14 protein-coding genes and 2 pseudogenes are annotated in these 22,559 nt (G+C 66.7%); 11 read left to right on the forward strand and 5 right to left on the reverse strand.

The window, feature by feature from the left end; genetic code table 11:
• Positions 1–205 precede the first annotated feature (205 nt).
• The 10 genes and pseudogenes from LWF15_RS30680 (at position 206) to LWF15_RS30720 (ending at position 8,185) form a co-directional block, all read left to right on the forward strand.
• Complete coding sequence (locus LWF15_RS30680; protein ID WP_232814467.1) at positions 206–1,174, forward strand: DUF4192 domain-containing protein; 969 nt, start codon at positions 206–208, stop codon at positions 1,172–1,174.
• 144 nt (positions 1,175–1,318) lie between these two features.
• The gene (locus LWF15_RS30685) at positions 1,319–2,290 is read left to right on the forward strand and encodes a hypothetical protein (RefSeq protein ID WP_232814468.1); all 972 of its coding nucleotides are present in this window, start codon (positions 1,319–1,321) and stop codon (positions 2,288–2,290) included.
• A 79-nt stretch (positions 2,291–2,369) separates the two neighbouring features.
• Positions 2,370–3,101, forward strand: coding sequence for a hypothetical protein (locus tag LWF15_RS30690; RefSeq protein WP_232814469.1), 732 nt, complete (start codon positions 2,370–2,372; stop codon positions 3,099–3,101).
• Positions 3,102–3,484: 383 nt separating this feature from the next.
• A pseudogene (locus tag LWF15_RS30695) lies at positions 3,485–4,008 on the forward strand (alpha/beta fold hydrolase); the annotation flags it as partial.
• A 576-nt stretch (positions 4,009–4,584) separates the two neighbouring features.
• Entirely contained in the window at positions 4,585–5,415 is an 831-nt protein-coding gene (locus tag LWF15_RS30700; RefSeq protein ID WP_232814471.1) for a hypothetical protein, read from the forward strand.
• A 9-nt stretch (positions 5,416–5,424) separates the two neighbouring features.
• The gene (locus LWF15_RS30705) at positions 5,425–5,742 is read left to right on the forward strand and encodes a hypothetical protein (RefSeq protein WP_232814472.1); all 318 of its coding nucleotides are present in this window, start codon (positions 5,425–5,427) and stop codon (positions 5,740–5,742) included.
• An 819-nt stretch (positions 5,743–6,561) separates the two neighbouring features.
• Positions 6,562–6,774 (forward strand): annotated as a pseudogene (locus LWF15_RS38290) (hypothetical protein); the annotation flags it as partial.
• Positions 6,775–6,791: 17 nt separating this feature from the next.
• Positions 6,792–7,166: a hypothetical protein gene (locus LWF15_RS30710; protein ID WP_232814473.1), complete on the forward strand. Its 375-nt coding sequence runs from the start codon at positions 6,792–6,794 to the stop codon at positions 7,164–7,166.
• 78 nt (positions 7,167–7,244) lie between these two features.
• Entirely contained in the window at positions 7,245–7,685 is a 441-nt protein-coding gene (locus LWF15_RS30715; protein WP_232814474.1) for an NUDIX hydrolase, read from the forward strand.
• Between the two features lie 269 nt (positions 7,686–7,954).
• Positions 7,955–8,185 carry a hypothetical protein gene (locus LWF15_RS30720; RefSeq protein WP_232814475.1) on the forward strand — a complete coding sequence of 77 codons (231 nt, stop codon included), beginning with the start codon at positions 7,955–7,957 and terminating at the stop codon, positions 8,183–8,185.
• A 108-nt stretch (positions 8,186–8,293) separates the two neighbouring features.
• Here LWF15_RS30720 and LWF15_RS30725 read toward each other — a convergent pair whose 3' ends face one another.
• Positions 8,294–9,130 (reverse strand): RpnC/YadD family protein, encoded by an 837-nt coding sequence (locus tag LWF15_RS30725; RefSeq protein WP_232814476.1) that lies wholly within the window; start codon positions 9,128–9,130, stop codon positions 8,294–8,296.
• A 1,836-nt stretch (positions 9,131–10,966) separates the two neighbouring features.
• Here LWF15_RS30725 and LWF15_RS30730 point away from each other — a divergent pair.
• Positions 10,967–11,479: a hypothetical protein gene (locus LWF15_RS30730; protein ID WP_232814477.1), complete on the forward strand. Its 513-nt coding sequence runs from the start codon at positions 10,967–10,969 to the stop codon at positions 11,477–11,479.
• 431 nt (positions 11,480–11,910) lie between these two features.
• Here the strand turns inward: LWF15_RS30730 and LWF15_RS30735 are convergent, their stop codons facing one another.
• From LWF15_RS30735 to LWF15_RS30750, 4 genes are all read right to left on the reverse strand, one after another.
• A complete protein-coding gene (locus LWF15_RS30735; RefSeq protein ID WP_232814478.1) occupies positions 11,911–13,857 on the reverse strand; it encodes a DUF262 domain-containing protein in 1,947 nt (648 codons plus the stop codon).
• Positions 13,858–13,910: 53 nt separating this feature from the next.
• Entirely contained in the window at positions 13,911–15,983 is a 2,073-nt protein-coding gene (locus tag LWF15_RS30740) for a GmrSD restriction endonuclease domain-containing protein (RefSeq protein ID WP_232814479.1), read from the reverse strand.
• A gap of 141 nt (positions 15,984–16,124) precedes the next feature.
• Complete coding sequence (locus tag LWF15_RS30745) at positions 16,125–17,360, reverse strand: hypothetical protein (protein ID WP_232814480.1); 1,236 nt, start codon at positions 17,358–17,360, stop codon at positions 16,125–16,127.
• Positions 17,361–17,376: 16 nt separating this feature from the next.
• Positions 17,377–22,437, reverse strand: coding sequence for an AAA domain-containing protein (locus tag LWF15_RS30750; RefSeq protein WP_232814481.1), 5,061 nt, complete (start codon positions 22,435–22,437; stop codon positions 17,377–17,379).
• Positions 22,438–22,559: the final 122 nt, after the last annotated feature.

The following is a 22,559-nucleotide window of genomic DNA, read 5'->3' on the forward strand; positions in this document are numbered from 1 at the left end:
CCACAGGAGAGAGATGTCCTCGCCGTCATGCCCCTGCGGGCGCCCCGAGCACGACCCGTTCGACTGGTTCGGGACGAGCCAGGGCAATGCCTCGACCACCCCGACCACCCGGACAGAGAGCCCGGCCGGCGTCCCGGCCTCATCGCAGGCCCTGCCGGGCGGGTCTTTCGGCCCATCGCCTCGACCACACGAGAAGGAGAACGACATGAATGACAAGGACGGCATGAACAACTCTGTCCCGCAACAACCAAGCCCGGGCCCGGCCGGCCCACGGCCCTCCGACCTGCTGGAGATCCACCAGGCGCTCGTGGGCGCCTTCGAAGCGATCCAGCGCTCGGGAGACCTGTTCGTCGTCGCTGACGGAGGGCGCGTCGCCGCCGTCATGTCGATCCCCCTGCAGGATCTGACGGCCGGCCCGGACAGCGAGCAGGCCACGCGCTGGAGCCGCGTGCTGGAGGAGGACACGAACGGTTCACAGGCCAGCGGCGGCGCCGTGGAACAGCTGTACGTGTTCGCCTACTCCGCCGCAGGGCAGGAGTTCGTGGAGCGCGTGCGAGAGCAGACCGAGGCCCGGGGCTGGCACATCGTCTACGGCGACGAGACCGGCTGCATCGACACCACCGCCACGCCGGCCGTCGACGGACCCACACCGGGGGACAAGGTCGAACGTGCCGGTCGCAGCGTTCTGGACCGGCGCCTGGCTGCCGTCGAGCACGCCCGGGCGCTTCTGGCGGCCAACCCCGGTGAGCAGGAGCTGCCCCGCGAGGTGCTCGCCGCGGTCAGTGAGGCACTCACCGACACGTGGATCCAGTTCGGGTGCCTGAACTGGGACGACGACGCGGCTGTGGCCCTGTGGACGTCGGTCGCGGCCTCCGGGCCCGCGCCGGTGCGGCCCACCGCCGACACGCTCCTGGCCGGGGCGCGATACCTGCGAGGTCAACTGCGGGAGGCGGAAGCGGCCTTCCTCCGGGCGCGCGAGGCCCTGGTCCCCGAGTTGGCGGTCACCAGCTTCGCAGGGCTTCTCCTGCCTGCCGCCACCTTGGGGCAGCGGCAGCTGCGCTTCCAGCAGCAGCGCCTGCTGTTCCTGGTGTCCCGCATGGTCCTGGAACTCGTCGGCAAGGACGGGATCCCGGCCCTGATCGACGACGTCGTGAAGGAGCACCCCCTCGACTGAGCAGGGCCGCACAGCGTCGCCAGGCTGCGACCGCTCAGCACCGTCGCCAGTCGTCGCCGGCCGCAGTCAGCCATCGCCACACATGCCAGGGCAGACCGATCACGGTCTGCCCTTCTTCATGCCCACCCACGAAAGGAATGCGCTGTGAACCAGTTCCAGCAGGACGGCAACGAACACCTGAAGCACGCCGAGGCCGGGATCGTGTACGTCCACCACGGCCTGATGCAGTGGCACCAGGCCCTGGCCCGGCCCGCACAGCTGTACGTGGCCGGAGTGTTCGCCACGATGGCCCACATCGAGACGGTGCCGATCACCGTGCGCCCCCGCCGCTCCTGGCCCCTGGTGGACCACAAGGTCCAGGCCAGCGCCCGGACCGTCGGGCACCCTGTGCGGCACACGTACCTGTTCGCCTACTCCACCGAAGCGCGCCAGTACGCCGAGACGATCCGGCCCCAGGCCGAGGAGATGGGCTGGCACATCGTCCACGCCGACATCACCGGGGCCCGCCTGAGCATCCCCGCCAGGCCCGGCGACGACACCGCCCGCAGGCAACGGATCGCCGCCCGTCTGGGCACCGCCATCCGCGAGCAGCGCTACGGCGACCTGCAGGAGGCCCGGAGGGTTCTCGCCGACGCCCCTGACGGCCGGTTGCCCGAGGCCTGGCAGTGGGACTGCGAGGACGCCCTGAGCGACCCCGTCGTCCCGATCGGCTGCCTCACCTGGAGGGACCCGGCCTCGGTCCGGCTGTGGCAGCACCTGGCCGCCACCGCCCCCGCGCCGCTGAACGGCATGGCCGGCGCCGTCCTGGCGTGCGCCCTGCACCAGAGCGGTGACCGCGACGGCGCCGCCACCGCCCTGCAACAGGCCGACGCGATCGCCCAGCAGAACGCGCCCGAAACCGTCCAGGGCGAAACGACACCGGGGCACCAGCAGAACGGACCGCAGGAGAGCCGGCACAGCGACTCCGCCACCCCGCTGCAGCGGGTCGTCCGAACCGTGCAGATGTTCATCGCCGAGAACATCGGCCCGTTCGGCGTCGACGCCATCGTCCGCCCGAGCCTGCAACAGCTCGCCGACATGGAAGCCAACCTGCGCCGCGACTTCGAACGCGGCTGAGCCCAGCCCCACCCGAAGCCGAAGGGCCTGCGATCACTGCCGATCGCAGGCCCTTCGGCGTTCCTGACCAGGAGAAGCCATGCAGCAGAACACGAGCCAGGACCCGTACGACAGCAACGGGCAGGACGAACGCCACGATCGGCCGACCGAGCAGCACCACGGCACCGCAGACACAACACCCACCCGTCCACCGGCCAGCAAGCACGACGAGATCTCCCGGCTGAAGGACATGCTCACCGCCACCCACCGCGCCGACACCCGCGCGAGCGAGGTCTTCGCCGTCGCCGTCATGCAGGGGAGCCACTATGTGCTGCCGATCCGCCTACCGCAGCAAGCAGCCACATCTACCCCCGGCGGCACCCCAACCAGCCAGGACAGCCAGGATCAGGCGCGGAACACCTGGGCTCAGGCCGAGGCCGACATCCTCGCCACGGCGGCTGAACACGAAGCCGGCATCGACGCCGTCCACCTGTTCGCCTTCTCCCCGCAGGCCCACGCCTACGCCCAGGCCCTGTGTGAGCAAGAGAGCCGGCTGCCGTTGACGGTGGTGCCCCTGTACGTGCAGGCTCAGCACCAGCGCACTGCCGGCAGCAGCCACGGCACGACTCCGCCAGTCGCTTCGACGGCCGTGACCTCAGCGCCCCGCAGGTACCGGGTTGCGGTGACCGTCCTTGAGCAGACGGTTCAGACGGGCCCCCATGCCGTGGTTTTCGACGCCATCACCGACGTGATGCTTGAGGACGACGAGGTCGAAGGACTCCGGCAGGCCTTGGGCCTGGCCGTCGGACGCCTCGGACGGCCACTCGGTTGACGCCTCACCGTTGCTGATGTGAGGAGAGACAAGGAAGGTAGGTAGGCAGGAAGTGACCCGGAGCGGCAATGGAAGCCCTCTGCTCCGGGCACCACCTCGTCAGGGTCGCCGCAAACATGATTCCTGCGCCCAGTCACCCAGTCACCCAGTGCCCGGCCTTTTTGCGTTTTGGGGGTTCTGTCAGTGATTTGCCGAGTCAACGGAGGTGCACGTGTGCCTGTCGGCGTGTGTCTCATCTCGTCCAGCTTCCTGGAGCAAGTGTCAGCGGCGCCCAGCATGAGAAGGGCGACGGGCTCGGTGCAGGTGGGCAAGCTCGAAGATCAGCGCAGTCGAGCCGACAGCGCCGAAAGGACCTGGAGCGTCTGCGAGCGGTTGTCGCCGACTTCAACCGGCAGCGGGGGGTTATGGCGCCGTGCTGGATGAGAACATGGCCCGGTTCCTGCGCAACCTGTACCGGAGGAACGAGCCGCCTCACGAGCCTCGTCGCGGGATGCTGATGGTCGATCTGGCCAGCGCGGAGACGGCGCTCGGCGAGCCTGTCCTGAGTGATGAGGAGCTTGCCGGCCTCGTCTGTGCCTTCGAGTCCACGGGGTTCACGGGCAGCATCCATTGGTACCGCAACCTCGACCGCAACTGGCACCTGCTGGCGGATGTGGTCCCGATCGTCCGGCAGCCCGCACTCATGATCTACGGGGATCGGGATGTCATCCCGCGGGCCCCGAGACTGAGCGAGTTCGTACCCCGCGTAGAGGTCGTCGGGCTCGACTGCGGTCACTCGATCCAGCAGGAGAATCCGCAGGAGACAGGCGGGGCGATCCTGACGTGGCTGGAGAAGCAGGACGCCACCTCGGGTAGCAACGGTCTGCTCACCGGTAGAGGAGTAGCTTCCGACCAGATGATGTCCTGAGTGGCCGCACCCTAAGGTCAGGTGCAGTGGCCTTGGGCCCGGACCGCCAGGTCACTCAGTTTCGGCCGCTGACCCTCCAACGTGATGGCCCGCACAAGAACCAGAGATGCAGGTGTCGTCGGTTTCGGCCTGGTCGTGAGGGCTGGCCCCGACGCGAGCAGCGTGCCGACGAGGATCACACAGGTCTTCTTGACCGCCGTCTGAACCGCTGCTTCGGCGTCGGAGCCGGCGCTACCAACACTTTCAGAGCCTCGCGCAAGTAGCGGTAAGCCTGCGTCGCCGGGGATGAAGCGACAGACGCCTTTGCTAAGGAGGGAATCGGCTGTCCGTGCAGGGGTGCACTGGTCTTCGGCGCCCTTGCGCGATGAGAACTGACCCCCGTGATCAGGGCAACAGTTGTCGTTTATCCCTGTAGCTCGGCCATGAATATGCCTAGAGTGATCTTGCTGGCGAGGGGCCAGCGGCGGCGGGGGAGCGGCTAGAACTCTGTCTTCCACGCCGTTCACCACCGTGATGGGAAGTGTTTCAATGCAAGGCCACGGACGAATTCTTGCACTGGGGTTGGCCGTGCTAGGGATGGCCATCACCCCGGTATTCGTGGGCGGGGCTGCGATGGCGGCGCCCAATGGGTACCCTCAGATTTCCGTGGTGGGGAGACAGGGAAACGAGCGCGAAGTAGGCCCGGAGGAGGCTGCTCTTCAGGAGAGTCTTTCCGCAGGGCAGAACTATGCAGTCGCGGGCGAGGAGTTTCTAGTCGGGAAGTCTCCGGCTGGAGCGAGTCAAGAGGAAGTCTCTGTCTCGGAGGAAGCCTCCGGAGATCCCATCGAGGATCAGATTCAGGCAGCGCTCGAGCCGGGGCAGTTCTATGCCGTTTCCGGGGATGAGTTCTACGTCCTGCCTGAGACGGCTGAAGATCTTGAGTCCGATAGGTCGGTGACGGTTGCACCGGAGGCAAGGCTCCGGGTCGCGGACTCTGCTGAGGTCCAGGCGGCGGCTGCAACGCCGCCGTGGAAGAAATGTGGCGTGAAGGACTCAAAGCATAAGCTGGCGCGCGAGTACAAGCGTCAGAAGATGGCTGGGTACACGGGCGCATCTGCACATTTGCGGTGCGGCACTGAGAACTGGAGTTACAAGCACATCAAGAAGCGTCATTTGGGTGACTGGGAAAAGAAGGCTGTGATGATCGGAACAACATGGCAGGATTTTGCTCACTGGTCGATGACGCAGTCGCTGAGTCACCCCTGCGCCAGGGACTACCGTAGCTCGAACGACACCCTTCAGTATCTCGCCAATGTCGAGATCAAGAATAACAAGGGGAAGGTGATCGATTCTTTCGGTTCCTTTGTTTCGGTCGCGCGCAAGACGCAGAACATCATCACGGCGTACCCGCCAAAAAAGGGCTGCTAGGATGGAGTGATGGCAGCAAGAGCTGAAATTGTTCAGGCATTCGAGGGCGACGCCCGGTTCCGCGTCAACGTTGGCGGTCGGTCGATACATTTCCACGTTGCCAATGCAGATGCCTCCGATACGCAGGTGTGGTGGAATATTTCCGACGCGGAACTTTCCACGCTTGCTTCGTCCTTCGCCAAGGACGAAAAGGCCGCTTACGGCTCGAGCAGCGGCGGTATGGCTACTTTGATCACGCTGCTTGTTGGGGAACTCAGCATGTTCGAAGGTGCTCGGGGCGAGATCGTGGCCCAAGCCGATGGCGGTATCGCTATCGAGGCCCGTTGATAGCGGCTCAATTCCATGGCGTGCCGGGGTCGAAGATCGAAGATTCTCGTGATCGACCCCGGCGTGTCCGCTAGCAGGCCTCCGGTGTGAAGCCGGTAGGTCCGGTCTGGGCCGTGGGGCCACGGCGGCGCACGGTGGCCCTCGAATGAGATGGGCGGCGGACGCAGCAGGTGCAGGAGTACCAGGCGCGGCGTGCCGAGGTTGCGCGTAAGGCGTTGTTGATGGCAAGAATTCGTGGGATCAGCCTGGACGGCAGGAGTGCCCGGGCCGCCTGGGGGGCCGCCATATCCGTTATCTGGGCGTGGTTAAGCACAGCAGCGGTCGCTCGCTGGGGCAGGTCCAGATCGATGCCAAGCACAACGAGACCAGCCATTTCCAAGAAGCCCTGAGCGACCTGGACCTGAAGCCGGCGGCCGGGCCGGGCGGTGGTGAGCAGGTCACGGTGGTGACCTTCGACGCGTTGCATACCGTCCGGGCGGACCTGGATTGGCTGGCCACCGAGCAAGTCGTGCACTACGTGAGCTTGTCAAGCTTTCTGCTTGTCAGTCAGTGGTTTTGGCTGAGGTTCGGGTCAGTAGGTCGGTGTGATGCGGTTCGGGTAGGCGTTGATCGCGGCAGTCCAGTTGACGAGGGAGGCCCGTCGGTATCGCCTTGTCCGAAACCACGCTGCCGGTAATCCACCAGCACCGGGGCGACCTCTCCCGCCTGCAGCACGCCCGCAACCACCACGCCCAGCAGAACACTGCAACAGATTCTGCGCGCGAGAGCGGGAACACGGGCGGTGCCCAGTGAGCCGGCCTGGGTTCTTCCTCACCGTCGATGGCCCTGGTGGCATCGGTAAACCCACCACCGTGGCCGCCGTCGCCCGGCGCCTGCGGGCGGCCGGGCACACGGCCGCCGAACCCTCCCCACAGTCCGCTCGGAAAGGTCACCCGCAGCCTGGCCGACGAGGTGCACGGCCACGCCCTGGCCCTGCTGGTCGCCGCCGACCGCCGACACCACCTGAGCACCGAGATCCGCCCTCATCTGCAGCAGGGGCACACCGTGGTGTGCGACCGGTACCTGGCCTCCAGCCTGGTCCTGCAGCGCTGGACGGCGTCGACCTATGCCTCATCCAGACCGCCAACGCAGACATCGACCTGCCCGACCTGGCCGTCATCCTCACCGCCGACGCCGACCTCATCACGGCCCGGCTCACCGCCCACCACCGCTTCGAACGCGACCCCGGCAACGTCCAGCGCGAACTGGACCTCTATCAGGAGGCCGCCCGTATCCTGGCCGGCCTGCCTCTCACCGTGGCCCACGTCGATGCCGGTGCGTCAGGCCCCGACGAAGTCACGGCCGCGATCGTCCACAACAGCGGCCTGCTCTCCGCTACGGTCGCTCCGACCCGCTCTGCCCCCGATCCTGGACACAGCCCATGACCGACAGCACACAGCACACAGCCCACCAGCACCAGCACCAGCACCAGCACCAGCGACGCGGCCGGGCCGGTCATCGATGTGCACCTGATTCTGCGCGACGGCGACAAGATCCTGCTGTCCCAGCGCGGCGGCCCCTACGGATACGGCCAGTGGCACGCACCCTCCGGCAAACTCGACCCAAGCGAGCCACTCACCGTGGCCACCGCACGAGAGGCCTACGAGGAAACCGGCGTCATCGTCGACCCCGAGCACATCCGCCTCGTCCACACCGTGCACCACCATCAAGGCAGCGGCGCCCGCGACCGCATCGGCTTCTTCTTCGAAGCCACCGAATGGCAGAACGACCCGGTGAACCGCGAACCCGAAAAATGCCTACAACTCCAGTGGTTCACGATCCACGACCTCCCCCAGGAACTGATTCCTTACCCGGCAGCCGGCCTGAGGGGATACCTTGACAGCGGCCCCGGCCTCACCATCCATGGATGGTCAGACCACGAGGGTTCATCTTCCGCAATGTGATCCGGGGATCCGAACAGCGTCACGTCGCCTTGTGCCGAGTCCGACTTTCTTCCGCCTGTACGGCTGGCGGACGGCCCCCGACTCATCGCGGTCGGCTCACCGAACCTGAACACCGATCAGGTAGCCAACGAGCCCTTGCCGCTGCGACAGGAGAACGCTCCCATGAGCCACGACGGTCGATCAGGCATCGACAGCGATGCTCAAGGGCCCCTTGTGCCTGGCAGGGGCGCTCGCCACGCTCTGCGCTCCTGCGCCGAGGGCCTTGGGCCTTGTCTTTCACGTCCGTGGCGGCATCGGTCCACGCCCTGGCTTCGGGTGCCTCGTGGCTCGATGCGATGCTGAGGGCGCGGCGGAAGTCGGCACCGACCGACGGCCAGGGCTCAGCGCAGCAGGACGGTGACGCAGTCGGCGGCCGGCCATCTCTGCGGTGGGGACGACCGGCGGGAACCACCACCCGGATCGAGCAGCTGGAGGCCAAGAACGCCGAGCTGGTCGAGTAACAACGGGGTTACCGCACACTTACGTTCGGGACCCGGCAGACGATCACGTTCTGCGCAGGACGTTCATCGTCGTCCGGCCGGGTCCCGTCCGATGTTCGGGACGCGCGATCAGGGAACCTTGATGTCCTCGAACCGCTCCGCGCGCGTGATGGCCTCGATCGCCGCCACATCGTCGGCCTGGCTCAACGCGTCAGCCAGCGCAGCCAGGCCCGGGTGGTCACCGAACCGGGTGCGCATCAGAGCGAGCAGGGTTCGGGCCTGGCCCTCTCGTCGGCCTTCTTGGCGGCCCTCCTGGCGGCCTTCTTGGCGGCCGCGGTTCCTGAGGACCTGGGCCCAGTCGGACTCGCTGTAGAAGTCCGCGGTCTCCTCGACGGTCATCTTGGTCTCCTTTCGGATCTGGTCAATGGTAGGGCGGTCGAGCACGATGCGGGCAAGTTCGAGGGTGGCCTCGACCAGGGCTGAGCGGCGATTTGGTGGTTCTTTCCGGATTTGGAGCAGGGCCTGAGCGAGGCGGTGCTGGCGCGCGGAGGTACTGCCCCTGGTGAGGACGGCCATGGGTGCCAGGGCCGAGTCCGCCAGGAGAACCTGTGGGTCGGCGTCGCGGACGTGGACGGTGCGCAGGCCGAGTCGAAAGCCTGACTCCGGGTCGTCGAGATCTCGCAGGGAACCCTCGCCAAGGACGATCGCGATCTGCGTGACCTGATCGCCGGCATAGCGGCGCATGATCTGTGCTCGGTAGCCCAGCATCCGGACGGGGACGTCTGCTGCTGGGCGGACCATGTACTCCATGTGGAGTAGACGGCCAGGGCTGATCCGGGCCAGAAGGTCGGTGTAAAGGGTTTCGCTGGGGAAGTTGCCGGCAACGAACTGCGGCTTGCCCTCCAGCGTGACTCCCAACCAGTCGCAGAAGCCGGGAAAGTTGCCCTCTTCGACGATCCTGCGCATCATCCGGTCGTAACGCGGGCCTCCGCGCTCAGGGTTCTGGGTCATCAGGCGGCCTCGGCATTGCGGGGACGATGACAACGCTGAGCGGCGCCGGCCGCTGGCAGGCCAGGCCTGGAGACGATGCACTCCGGACCGAAAACTGGTCGACGAGGGACGGGTACCGCCGGGTCCTGATCAAGGGGCCGTGAATTAGTGCTCACGTCGTGGAGACATCGAGGGGTCATGGCTGTGAATCTCACGACGACTACCGTACGGATTCTCCGTTCTGATGAGGTGATATCCGAAGTCCAGTGCAGTGAGCGTGCGCTCAATGATCTTTTCGTTGTTCTCGACGGTTCGGATGGAGTCCTGATTGAGGAGGACGTGTTGCCGGGGCCGCTCCCACATTCCGTCGGCGCCCTGTGACGGCAGTCGTTCGTGGGTGGTCCTGCAGGGCCGTGGTGTTCGGGCAGGTGACGCCAAAGGCGCACCGGGGCGTTCGTTCCACAGGGTTGCGTTGAGCACCCGCCGGTGCGATCTCCTCGCGGTTACGTCCCGGAAGCAGCAGAGGCTCGATGACGGCCCAAGCCCTGTCCCTCAGTTCCCCGCGCTCAACCGCGAATTCGCCTTTTGCATAAGATCATTGACAAGGATCCGCGGTCACGGCGCCGGTGAACTCGCCGCCGCGCTCGGACTGCAGGTGGTCTTGACCACGGTGTGGCCTCGGCGGTGCGGGTGGCCACCGCGGCGTCGATGGCCCGGGCGGCCGTGGGTGCGTCAAAGTGGTCGTTTGATGGCGTAGCCCAGGACGCGTCGGAAGTGTCGTCCCGGATCGCGCACAGGAACGTGTCGCCTTCACCGCACGTCAGATACGTGATGTCGGTGAGCCATGCGGCCTTCAATCGTCCCTGGTGGAACTGCCGCAGGATCAAGTCGGGCGGGAACGAGGCGTCGGGATCCTGCACGGTGGTGCGAACTGCGAACGTGCGGGGCTGATGCCCTCGATCCCGATCGCGGCCATGATTGCCGCAACGGTCTCGGGGGTTCACAAGCTCACCGCGAACGCGGCCACCGATCCGCCCGCCACGCCCGGTCGTCGCAATCGTCCACTTTGGGTGACTTGCGGATTGATTGCTCGCCGTTCTCGATGCGAGACGACTTAGCTCTGGACCCGATCAGTTCCAGGTCCAGGTGACGCAGTCCGTTCTGCTCACGTAGGGAGCGCAGTTGACGACCCAGCGCCTTGCGCGTCCGATAGCTCATCGTTTTCCCCTGCCGGCCCGCCGTTGGTTTGCGCTTCTGGCTCCATCGCTGGACACGGCCGAAATGTTGAGACGGCGTGCTGTTGCAGCACGGAGACCTGCGCAAAGGTAATCTGGCCAGACAGTGTTGGTTCGGATAAACCGTTCTCTCATCGGTTAAGCCTTGGTCAAAGTTGCGCGCACGACGTGCAGACTGGAACGCGGGGGGCAGTCCGAGGCGTGTCATGCCGACCGGTCGCAGTCTGCTAGATCCGCAACTTGCGGCAGGTCGCAATTGACTGCCCGTCGTTCAGGTCCGTGCCCCGGATCAGCTGATGCCTACGCTCCTGTGAATCTTGGTGAAAAATATATCTTCTGGGATCGCTGCGGCAGCACTTTCCGAGATGGGGATGATTTACAGCGAACGTAGCCTTCGTCCTCAGGCTCGGATTCCGGCCGATCCCGACAGCAAGGTGCCGGGCCGGGGACCAGACCCGTGCCGGGCGGACTACTGGTGCAGGCGCGTATTCCACCTGACGCCTATCGCTGACCCTCTCGGTCAGGTGTGCGGGGCGGCGTCCTCGGTACGCCTGGACGGCTCCCTTAAAGTGCGGTGATGAAGGTTCCGATCGTTGGAGAGCCAACCGCCGATCCCCTCGCGCTGGATGGGGTGCTGGCCGGGGCCCGGAGCGTGCGTGTCATCCCCCGCGGGTTCCTGGTCTACGACCGGGATCCCGAACGGGTTCCGGGACCGACGGGTTCGAAGACGGTGGTTTTCAGCGACGATGTGCTCGTCGAGGTTCACGACGACGAGGCGGCGCAAGGACTGCGCCGCGCCCTCGCCGTAAGTAGTTTGAGTGACTTCGCCTGCATGTGCGCCGGCGACCTGGCTCTGGAGTTCCTCGACGCAGGGGGCGAGCACCTCACTGTGGTGCGGGTCGACCACCCAGGCAGTATCGGATGGGCACGGTGGCAGGGGGAGGCGCGGGTGCGTGACCCGGCAGCGCTCCAGGGGTGGCTCAGTTCACACATCGCGCCGGACGCTCAGCCGCGACCTCGCTCCCGACGGAAGAAGCCGCGGTGGAGTGTTAAGCAGCGCGCGGTAAGTTGTCGGGAAGATAGGCCATGATCGCTCGCTGTGTCCTGCGGGCGGGGTTGAACTTTTCGAGGTACCACTTATGGCCCCGGCGAGAGTCCATCCCGCATGAAGCGCAGCAGCGGCGCAGACCGTGGGCGTGGAGGCCCGCTGCCGGTCCCGATTATCCGTGGGTGTCGAGTTCGCATCTGATGCCATTACGCCCAGGTCTGTGGAAGGACGCAAAGTGTGCGTCTCTGGGTGCATACCCCCGATCATGGCGTGTGGCCCTGGGGCTGACGTCGTGGTGGTTGTCGAGCCGGCCACCTTCCCGGATAAGGCGGGCCGCCGGGCGGGCTGTGCACAAGCCATACCCCGCGCGAAGCGCGCGAGCTGACTGGTGCACAGCAAGGCCTTGCCCTGCAGGTGACCCGGCGGAAGGCTGCTGTCAGGCACCTGACGCTAGCCGCGTAGGCGCGCGGCGATCACGCAGTCTGCCCGCTGAGCACGGTGGCTTCGTCAGCAGCGTCATCCATCTCGCTGTCGGCGTCTAGCTCCTCTGCATCGATGTCGTTGGGTGGCACGACGGCCCATCGCTGCAGCGCCCAGGCCCGGATCTGCTGCAGCCGCTGTTCGACAGTGGCCGGGGTCCAGGTCTCGTACAGGCTCCCAAGTTCCCGTTCACGGTTCAGGGCTGACGTGCCCAGGTAGCAAGGCTCGGCGGTGCCAAGGGATCCACGTTTCTGGGAGTACTCCTTGCGCCCGTACGACGAATTGTCGTAGGTGAGAACGAGGTTGCCGATGCCGTGGACAAGACGTGAGTGGTTCTCGCCGAAGTCGACCAGCCACTGGCTGCCCTCTTCCGGGGTCTGGGGCAGGACGTGCTCGGTCGTCTTACGTCGTCCGGTCTGGATGAAGTCGCGGAACGGGGCGATCTCCTTGTTGATCTCCAGCTCGTATTCGTAGAGAACGTACTTGTGGCTGCGCCGGTGGTACCAGTTCTTCTCGGGCACGAACTCGGAGCTGACGGCCTCGTCCGGTGCCCAGTTCCAGATGCACGAGCGGATGGTCTCGAGGATCTCCTGGCGGTCGAGGCCTGAGTGCAGGTCGAACGCAGCCTTGGCCAGGGTGGTCCGGCCGGCGTTGGTGCGGAACTGACAGATGGCGAACAGCCGCGCGGAGTAGGTCTCGCAGAGCTCGACGAGTTCGGCGTAGAAAGCACCGTCCTGCGGGTAGCGCAGCCGCGCGGCGAACATCAGGGGCCGGAAAGGGAACCAGACGTCGCCGCGGACCAAGGCGGCATTGGCGCGACGGGCGCGGGCCGCATCGTGCTCGGTGAAGTCGTGGTACTTGGCGCCGTCGGTGTGCATGTCCCGCAGGAAGGCTGAGCACAGCTGCAGCGACCTCACGTAGTCGCTGACGTCGTCGTACAGCTCCTGCCAGGCCTTGCCGTAGTCGGCCTCGCTGGATTGCGCACCGGTCGACGTGAGGCGATCGGCGCTGGGCACGTACTTGTGTCGCGGAAACCGGGCTTTGATCGAGGCGGTCCGCTTCCACTCGTTGGGCCGGTGGTCCTTGGTGGCCAGCCAGTGCGCGTTCAGCAGAGCGTCGTCGTCGACCGGCAGGCCGGCCAGATTGCCGAAGATGACGGACCAGGCCTGGTTGATCTTCTTGGCCAGGTCGTCGCTCTGCTGCGGGGAAATCTGCCGGGCCAGGTACAGCAGGTAGTTCTTGACCTTCTCCAGTTCGGACAGTGGTTGCCCGCGCTCGTTCAGCGTCTCGAAAAGCACTCCGACCTCGGCGTTCGACCTGACCTCGTAGACCAGGAACCGCAGGCGGGAGTTCACCCGGGTGCGCAGATCAATCAGGCGCTTGACCTTGACCGAGTCGTCGACGTCGATGGTCAGGTCGGCGATCCGCGTGTCGAAGAAGCGGCGCGCCCGATCGAGGCGTCTTTGGCCCTCGGACAGCGACACTCCGTCCATCGGGTCCTCGCCCAGGATGATGTTGTCCCAGAACGAACCCAGGTCGCCGGCCAGCTGCAGCCGTCTGGTCCGGACGCCGCCGATCTGCACGGTCAGAAGCTTCCTGATGTCGCGGACGGCGTCGTCGGCCCCCTCGTCCGTGTCGACGTAGGCTTTGAGTGCTCGACGCACCCGGTCGAGGAGAAGCAGGCAAGTGGTCAGGCGTTGCTGCCCGTCCACCACTTCGTACGTTCCCAGGTCTTCGCCGGAGGACGATTGCCGGGTCGGTTCCGTGGTGCGCTGCAGCACCAGGGTTCCGGCGTAGTGGCTTTCGGTGCCCAGGAGGTCGAGGTCGTCCCAAAGATCGCCTAGCTGCTTGTCTTCCCAGGCGTACGGGCGCTGGTAGTCGGCGATCTGGAGCAACTTCTCACTCAGCACTGTAGTGAGCGTGTTCAGTTGGTCGACCATGACCTGCTTCCTGTCCGTGGTTTTGCGCCCGGGCGGTGCGAGGGCTCAGCGGATCACGCTGGAGTGCTGCGCAGGTCCTTCAACCGCCGCCCATCCGGCAACGACCAGAACCACCATCCGTTGGTGGGGCTCTTGCGCACATGCTTACCTGCGCCCGACGGAGTCGAGAAGGTCTGCCCGTCAAGCAAGATCCGGCCCTCTGCCGTGACGGTGCACGTCACGGCTCCCCAGCTTCCGGGCCGTGCGGTCAAGGTCGTCCCCGCGGGCAGCGCTCCAGAGGCAACCAATTCCTTCAGGCTTGCCTTGCTCTCCTCAGAGACGTCCCGATCGACTACCGCACCAGCGTGCCCGTCCGGCACCGGCCAGGTGAGGGCCAGCAGCTCGACCAGCCGGTGGGTGCGCTCGTCGATGAGGCTCTCGTCCCACCCGTTGATCGAGGACTTGTAGATCTCACGGTTCATCAGCAGGACGTCGTGCTTGTCGAGTTCGGTGCGCTTGCCGCCGTCACCGAGCCAGGGAGAGTTGGAGACGGATGAGTTCAGCCCGGTGGTGAGCAAGGTCAGGTTCCCGAGCCGGTGGACGTGTGCGGCACGGTCGATCTCGGCGGCCAGATCCGGGACGGGCCAGTTTTTCTTCCAGGAACGGGGCAGCAGGTGCTCGATGGGGAGCCCGGTCCGACGCACTCGCGATCCCGTCTTGGAGGTTGCGGTTCCCGCGTAGCCGCGTAGAGCGTCCTCTGCTGCCTCGAGAAGCATGCGGAGCCGGCTGCGCTTGAGCCGCTGGTACACCGGTTCCTCAGCCAGCACCTTCTCCAGTTCGGCATCGCCCGGCCAGTAGGTGCTTTCGGCATTCTGGCGAGCGAGGAAGGCTTCCACACGTTGGGGGATTTTGTCAGCGCTGAGGCCCTGGCTCGACTGGATCAGGTCGGCGACGACGCGGCCGTGGTCGGCGGAGGTCAGGCGCAGCATCAGCCGGCGCATGAGCCAGCTCTCCAGACTGCGCACCACGCGGCGAACGACCGGCTCCGGGTAGGCGCCGGCCGGCTCGGTGAGCCAGAGCAGAGCTGGCTTGAGCGCCTCGGTCTGGGCGGCCTGCATGCGGTAGAAGGCCATCTCCAGCGGGTCGAGGTCGCGGTCGGGGTCAGTGGCGTTCTTGGTCCAGGTCTCGTACTGGTTCGCCTGCGTACGGATCACGGTGAGCAGGTCGAACATGGAGGCCTTGGCCTCGTACTCGAGGTGGTGCTTGAACCGGGCGAATGTCGACTTGGGGCTGAGCTCCTCGCCGATGCGCGAGATCAGCCACTGGTTGAAGAACAGCGAGCTGCGGCTGACCAGGGTCCGCCCGACGCTGACCTCCTTCTCCCAGAACGCGGACTCGAAGGGCCACAGCTCGTTGTAGGCGTGCCGGATGTCCACGCCCTCGGCGGCCAGCCGCTGGAACACGAAGTTCTTGATCAGGTCGGCCGAGGTCAGGGGAGTGCCGCGAGCGTTGAGGGTCTCGAAGATCTCCTGGGAGTTCTCGTCGGCCTTGAGGTCGATCACCACCAGCTGCAACGACTGGGTCAGGACGGTGGTCAGTGTCTGAGCTCGCTGCTCGAGGCTGAAGGTGGAATAACCTGCGATCAGCCATTTCTCGACCTGGGCAGTGAAGAATCGGTGTGCCTGGGCGATGAGGGACGAGTGCCCGGTGAGGGTTTCGTAGGGGATCGGCGGGTCGGCCAACATGACCTCGTCGAAGACGGCCTGGTCCCGGTTGCTGTGTCGCAGCTTCAGGGGCACGTCGCTCGGGCCCAGGAAGTGAGCCTGGTTGTGGGTGAGGGCCTCGAGCTGTCCGCTGAGCTGGTCCTGCCCGTGTTCTTCACAGGCCACCCCAACAGCGTCGAAGAGGATTTGCAGGGTGGTAAGCCGCTGTTGGCCGTCGATGATCGACCAGCCTTGGAGTGTCCCGTGGGTGGTACCGATCGACTGGATGACGACCGCCCCGAGGAAATGGGTGGCCGACGATCCGAGGTGGTCGAGGTGGTGTTCGACCAGGCGGCGCACGTCCTGCCAGAGCGGGGCCCACTGCCCCTCCTCGTCCCAGACGTAGGGGCGCTGGAACAGAGGCACGACCAGCTGCTGCGGCATGCTGAAGATCGTCAGTGGCGTCCGAACGTGTGTGTCCAACTCGTGCCCCTCAATTGCTCCGCCGGCCTCGACAGCACATGATGTCAGGCCAGTGGTGCTACGTAGGTGAGATGCGTCATCCAGTGCGAGGATTGAATGTGGTCAGCCGTCGTTGCGGCGGCGCCCCTTCCAGGGGATGCCGCTGGAGAGTCGGCCCGTCACTGAACCGGCCCGGCTGATAGCTTCGCTGCCGAGGTTCCTGGCGGCGCTCACGCCGTGCGCTCCTGCGCCGAGGGCCTTGTCCTTTACGTCCGTGGCGGCATCGGTCCACGCCCTGGCTTCGGACGCCTCGTGGCTCGATTCGATGCTGAGGGCGCGACGGAAGTCGTGTACGCCGGCCAGGACGTGGTTGCTGGAGCGCACCACGGCCGGGGTGTCGAAGGGGTTCATGAGCACGTTCGCGTTGGCGGTCGCGATGGCCGCGTTGATCCTGCTGAGCAGGCGCTCGGTGCTGTCCGAGATGTGGGTGAGCCGTTTCTGCCGGGCTATTTTCAGCCCCAGCCGGTGACCGTCCAGTTCATCGGGGGACTCGTCCAGGACCCGGTCGAGTTCGAGCACCGCGATAGCGTCCTGCAGCTGGAAGGTGCGGGCCAGAACCGCCAGCCATTCCCGGACCACGGTCTCGGCTTCCTTGGCGGTGGCGGCGAGTTCGTTGATGTAGGTCTTGGACTCGAGCCTGTCGGCGAGGGCGTCGAGCTGCAGCAGGGCGTAGGCCTGGGTGTCGGCGATCGTGGTGGGCGCGGTCTGCACCTTGGACCACATGATGTCGTCGACGCGGCCCCGCTGTTCGCGGATGGTCATGGTCTCGTCGATGACCAGGCCGGCGCCGATCATGCGGGCCAGGACGGCGTCGTTCTGGGCGCGCAGAACAGCGTCGACCTTGGCGTCGATGGCGGCGAGATAGTCGGTGATCTCGTCCATGGTCTGTTTCATCGCCAGTTGGGCCATGATCCCGGCGGCCCCGGCGAGAACCGCCGGGTTGGCGACCAGAGCCTGTGGGGACACGGGGCCTTTGGAGAACTGGACGATGTTCCGGATCTGGCCGTGCGGACCCCTGACCACTCCGGTGCTGAGCCCCTTGGGGGTCTGGCGCAGTCCGTACTCTGCTACTTTCGCGGCGGACTGGGGAGTCAGCTGGACCCATCGGCCGGTGTTGGCGACGATCTGCGAACCGGCTTGCGCGACAACGGATCCGCTGTGGAGTACGGACTTGAGGCGGGGTAGCCCGAGATCCTTCGACGTGAGCCCCTCTGAGGTCAGGAAGCGCTCGACGTCGGCCGGCTGGCCGATGACTGCCAGCCCTTCACCGTCACTGATCAGCTGTACTTCGTGGTCCATGGCCTGATTGTTCCTTTCAGATGGACGTGCGCAGCAGCCGCGTGGTGCTGCGGTACGTCTTCGCTTCGGCTGACTCAGGGGCGAAGTACTGCACCAGGAAACCGCTCTGGCCTTGCTGGTCAGGATGCACGCGGACGTCATGCTGGGCATCGGCAGCCTGGACGATCGCGGTGGCCTCGGCTTCCTTGAGCCAGGCCACGATGCGCTCGCGCACGCCGTTGCGCCGGCGGACCTCGACGTTCGAGCGGTAGCGCTGGGCCTCGGGGGAGTCGTCGGAGTGGAAGCGGGCGATGCCGCATTCCTTGCCGGTCTCGTCGTGGATCGGGGTGTCGGCGCGGTGCCGGTGGGCCGAGAGCGCGGCCGCGGCCTCATGGGGCCGGATCCAGCCGACGAGACGGTAGCCGCTCGGAACGGGTACCTCTACGGCTGCGGGCTTGGTGAGTGCGGGGACGGCTACCGACGTCGCGGCGGAGACGCTGCTGAGTGCCGACACCCGTTTGGGCGATGTTTCAGGAGCCGGTGCACGTGTCGGTGCCACGTCGGGGGCGTCGTGTTTCGGCCGGATCGTGATGACGGCCTCCTGCCCTGCGGTCTCGGCCACGACGTTCACCGAGGCGACGGGCTCAGCCGGCGTCTCGATGATCACCTTCTGCTCGAGGTCGGCGGTGGGCAGTACCGGCGGCGAGGGGACTTCGGGTGCAGTGCTGGCGATCGGGGTGATACCCAGCTGGTTGAGGCGGGTGACCAGGGCGGCGAACGCCTCGCCGGGAGAGCGGTAGTACGTGGAGGCCAGCACTCGCCAGAACTTCCAGCCGAGCCGTTCCAGCACCCGCTGACGCCGCAGGTCGTCGTCCCACTGCTCGAGGCCGTGGAAGCGGTCACCGTCGCACTCGACGGCGAGCCGGTCCTTCTCGCCGTGCACGACCATGTCGATGCGGTACCCGCCGACGCGGTGCTGCACGCTGACCTTGTAGTCGTGGGCGAGCAGCTGGTCGAGGACGTCGCGCTCGAAGCCGGAGTCGCACCGCTCACGAAGGTCCTGCGCCTCCTTGCGGCGGTCACCGTAGCTGCGGGCGTAGTCGATCAGGGCGCGCCGCTGGTCTTCGGCGTTGAGGGTGGCCGGGTCGACCGTGTGGAAGACCCAGAGCTGGTCGCGGGCGCGGGAGGCGGCGACATTGATGGCTTGCTTGTCGCGTTTCTGGACGGCCGCGTAGCGGTGGTGGTCGGTGACGACGCTGACGAAGATGACGTCTCGCTCGTCGCCCTGGAAGGCAGCGGCGTCGCCCACCCGCAGGTTCAGCTTCTGGAACAGCTCGAGCCCCAGACGGGATTTGAGCTGACGTTCGATCTCCTTCTGCTGGCCGCCGGACAGCAGGACGACCACACCGAAACTGAGTCCTTCGTAGGCCGGATCGCCGGCGCACTCGACGACCTGCTGGACGAGTGCGGCGGCCTCCGGGCGGTTGGCTCGTGTGGAGTCGGCTCCGACGAGCGCACCGTCAGGGACGTGGACCGCACGCAGGGCCGGCCCGATACCGTCGCGGGTCTTCTCCCGCAGCGGCAGGATCCGGTTGTCGTAGAAGCGGTTGCTGAAGTCGATGATCTCGGGGACGCAGCGGAAGTGTTCTCGCAGCATCACCACGTCGCCGTAGGCCCGCTCGGCGATCCCGTACAGGCTCTCGTCGACGGTCAGCAGTTCTTTCTGGGGAACGCCGTCCAGGTGAGCCTGCTGCAGGCCGACGATCCGCTCCCGCAGGACGCCGACCCCCGGCGGGCTGGTCTGCTTGTCGTCGCCCACGACGACGACCTTCTGGCCCAGGGCGAGGACCCCGACCGACAGCAGGTCGCACTGGCTGGACTCGTCGACGATCACCACGTCGAAAAGGTCGCTGCGGCGGGGATCGAAGTTGTCGAGCACCCGGTGGATCGGCATGATCCAGACCGGTACTGCGCCCATCGCTTCGGGCATCTGCTGGCGCGCGGTCTCCTGCCAGTGCGGCGCCATTTTCCCGGTGCCCTTGCCGACCTTGCCCAGAGCGCCCAGCCAGGCTTTCAGGGCCCGGCGCTGGCCGTCGCGCAGGTTGTGCTTCAGCCCGATCTCGGCCGAGCGCCGGGCCATGTCGACGACCGTGCGGGACAGCTCGTCGCGTAGCGCCTCGCCGCGCTGCTGCCAGTGTTCCAGCGCGCCGTTCGAGCGCAGTTCCTGCAGCCAGGTGTCGGCCTGCGCCCACACCCAGGCGTCCTGCCAGTGTCCGGGGTCCAGGACGTGGGTGTTGGCGACCAGGCGTTCAGCCCAGCGCGGGGTGATCGGTGTCAGGCGCCCGAGCAGCCGGTCGTACTGTTCCAGGTCTGGCAGGAGCCCGCTCAGGCGAGCGTTCTCCTCCAGGGCTGCGTCCCAGTCGTGCCAGGAGCGGTTGATGTAGGCGGTGTACAGCAGGTCCCAGAGGGGGGACGCGGTGCTCGTTTGCCGCTGGAGCTCCAGGTGCTCGCGGTGAGACTCCAGGGAGGCGGTCAGGGCGCGTTCCTGGCGACGGTCGGCGGCCGCGTGCAGAAGTCGCGCCGCGTTGGCGAGGTCTTCGGGGTCCGGGAGGCCGCCGAGAGAGGACAGGGCCGTGCGCAGGCGTGCCACCGTCGTCCGTTGGTCCGTGTTCTCCCAGACGAGAGCGTCCTGGAGCTGCTGGGCCAGCTGGCTGATGGCCGAGGTGAACGTGCCCCCGGCGGCGGGTACCGGCATGCCGCACTCGTCGGCCAGCTGCTGCACGTACCGCAGCGCCGCTGAGGTCTGCGCGCGCAGGTCGATCCAGGTACGGACGAGGTTCAGCTCCTCGATGGTGCGGATGTCGCCGTCGTCGACGGTGGCCTTCTGGTGGAACTCCCGCAGTGGCCCGTTGAACAGCTTGGGTACGCCCTTGCCCTTGGCGATCCGCTGTTCGAGCTGATCCAGCAAGCCGTGGTGCGTACGGACGTCCCCCGTTGGCACGTCGAAGGTGTGCCCGACGGTGCTCTTTCGCAGAGCAATCAACTGGGCGCTGCGGTGCTGGAGCTGCCTGGCCTGCTCGTCCCAGTACGTGGCCAGGTCAGGGGAGTCACGCACGGCGGTGCGGATGCCCAGGAGCCAGGGCTCCTGCAGCCGACCGACGCGTTCGGCGGCGGTGGCAGCGAGGTCGGCCAGCGCGCTCAGCTCGTCCTCGCCGAGCCTGTCGACACCCTCGAAGTCGATTCCCTCGGCTTCCAGGTCGGCGAGTGCATCGCGCATCCGGTAGAGCTTTTCGTGGTCCTGGCGCAATTGCGAGCCGACGGGAAGATCTCCGGGAGCGGGCCGGTCCAGGCGCAGCGCGCGGATGTCGGCGGCGGGCAGGTCCCGGCAGAGGCGGTGCAGCGTGAGACGTTCGGCCTGGTTCAGGGGAAGTGCTGTTCCGGCCGGGATGCGGTCGGCGATGACGCCGATGGTCTCGGCGTGATCGTGCACCCAGCGGGCCACGTCGCCGGCCTTGGCCGGGCCGGTGGGCAGGGGGAACTCGCTCTGCTCGGTGCGCAGGGCCTGAACGGACTTCAGGTCGCTCTGGCGGATCTGGATGCGCAGGTCCTCGATCTGGGCCTTCAGTTCGGCGACCTTCCTGGTCTCGCGCTCCACGTCCAGCCTGCTCACGATGTTGCTCATCGCCTGGACCGCCGAGTGCACCTGGTCGATCGCCTCGGGGGAGGATCCCAGGGCGGCGACGCTGAGATCGCGCAGTTCCTCGGGGATCTTGTCCCGCAGGACCTCGAGGGCCTGCTCCTTCTGGGCCGTGACCAGGACCCGCTTGCCGTGCGCGACCAGGTGGCTGACGAGGTTCGCGATGGTGTGGGTCTTGCCGGTGCCGGGAGGGCCCTGAACGGTGACCCCGCGACTGCGGCCCAGCTGGCGGATGATGCGGTCTTGGTCGTCGTTCGAGGGCAGGGGCAGCAGGGGGAAGTCCGCCACGGCCGTCCACTCGGAGGTGTTGCGGCTGCCGTAGCCCAGCGACCCGGCTTCCCGGTCGGCGGTGATCGTCTCCTCGTCGGCGACGATCGCGGCCACGCCCTCGGGGATGAAACCCTTTTCGTCGATGACGTCGGCGAGCTCCTGGTAGAAGCGTTCCTGTCGCAGGGCGCGCTTGCGCGGGTAGAGCACCCAGGTCGGGTTGAGCGCCGGCTGCCGGTCGGGCTGTGCCGCCTCGCCCGCCTCGTTCAGCTTGGCGTCCAGGCCCAGCGGGGCCAGGACGCTGAGGTTGACGCTCTGGAGGGAGTCCTCCAGCCAGGGGTCGAGTGGGCTGGAGCGCAGCCGTTCACGCAGCTTGGCCAGCTCGGCGACCGCGGGGATCCCGAGGCCTTCGAGGGCGTCGAGTTCGAGCTCGGTGGAACGCTCGGGCAGCACCCGCAGGGTGCCGTCGCCGCTGTCGCTCTCGATCGTCATCCGCGTGGTGATCACCGGGGAGAAGATCGTCTGCTCCCCGACCTGCCAGCCCAGGACGCTGTGACCCCAGGTCAGCTCGTGGGTGGCCTGGTTCTCCTTCAGCAGCAGGCTGAGGTCGAACAGGTGCGAGTACAGCGCGCGGGCGGCGCGGGCCGGCGGGATGCTGAGCGCCCACGGCTTCCATACCTGGTGGGTCCAGGTCTGCAGGTGTGCGCCGAGCTCGAGCCATTCCTCGTGCAGCTGCTGCTGGGCCAGCCAGGTCTCGAGTTCTTCGGCCGTGCAGTCGTCGGCCGGTGCGGGCTCGTGCGGCGGTTCCGGCGTGCGCAGAACAGGACCCGTTTCCAGGTCGTTCAGGGAAGCGGCCTCGACATGGTCGGCCAGGCGCTTGGGCAGCGCGGGCCGGGGCGGCTCGTTGACCTTCTTGACGGTCAGCCAGGCGTCGCGCCCCTGAGCGGGTCCCAGCGCGACGGCGTGATGGGCCGGGACGGAGTCCTGCCACAGCGGGGTGCCGGCGGCGGCCTGACGCAGGTCGCGCTCGGCCTTCTTCTTGAGCTCGCGGGCCACCGAGCCCAGGTAGTCGAGGAAGCGGCGGGTGCGGTCGAGCACGACGTCCTGATCAGCGCTGTGGTTCCGGTCGGGCACCTGGGGATCCTTCACATTCGTGACGGGCGGCGAACGGTCTGCTTGAGGAGCGGGCATGGCGCAATGCCCGGCTGCCCAGCTCACTGATCAGGGTGAGAGCCCGGCCATACCGGCAAATCACC

Source organism: Kineosporia rhizophila (assembly GCF_021277265.1).
Taxonomy (GTDB): Bacteria; Actinomycetota; Actinomycetes; order Actinomycetales; family Kineosporiaceae; genus Kineosporia; species Kineosporia rhizophila.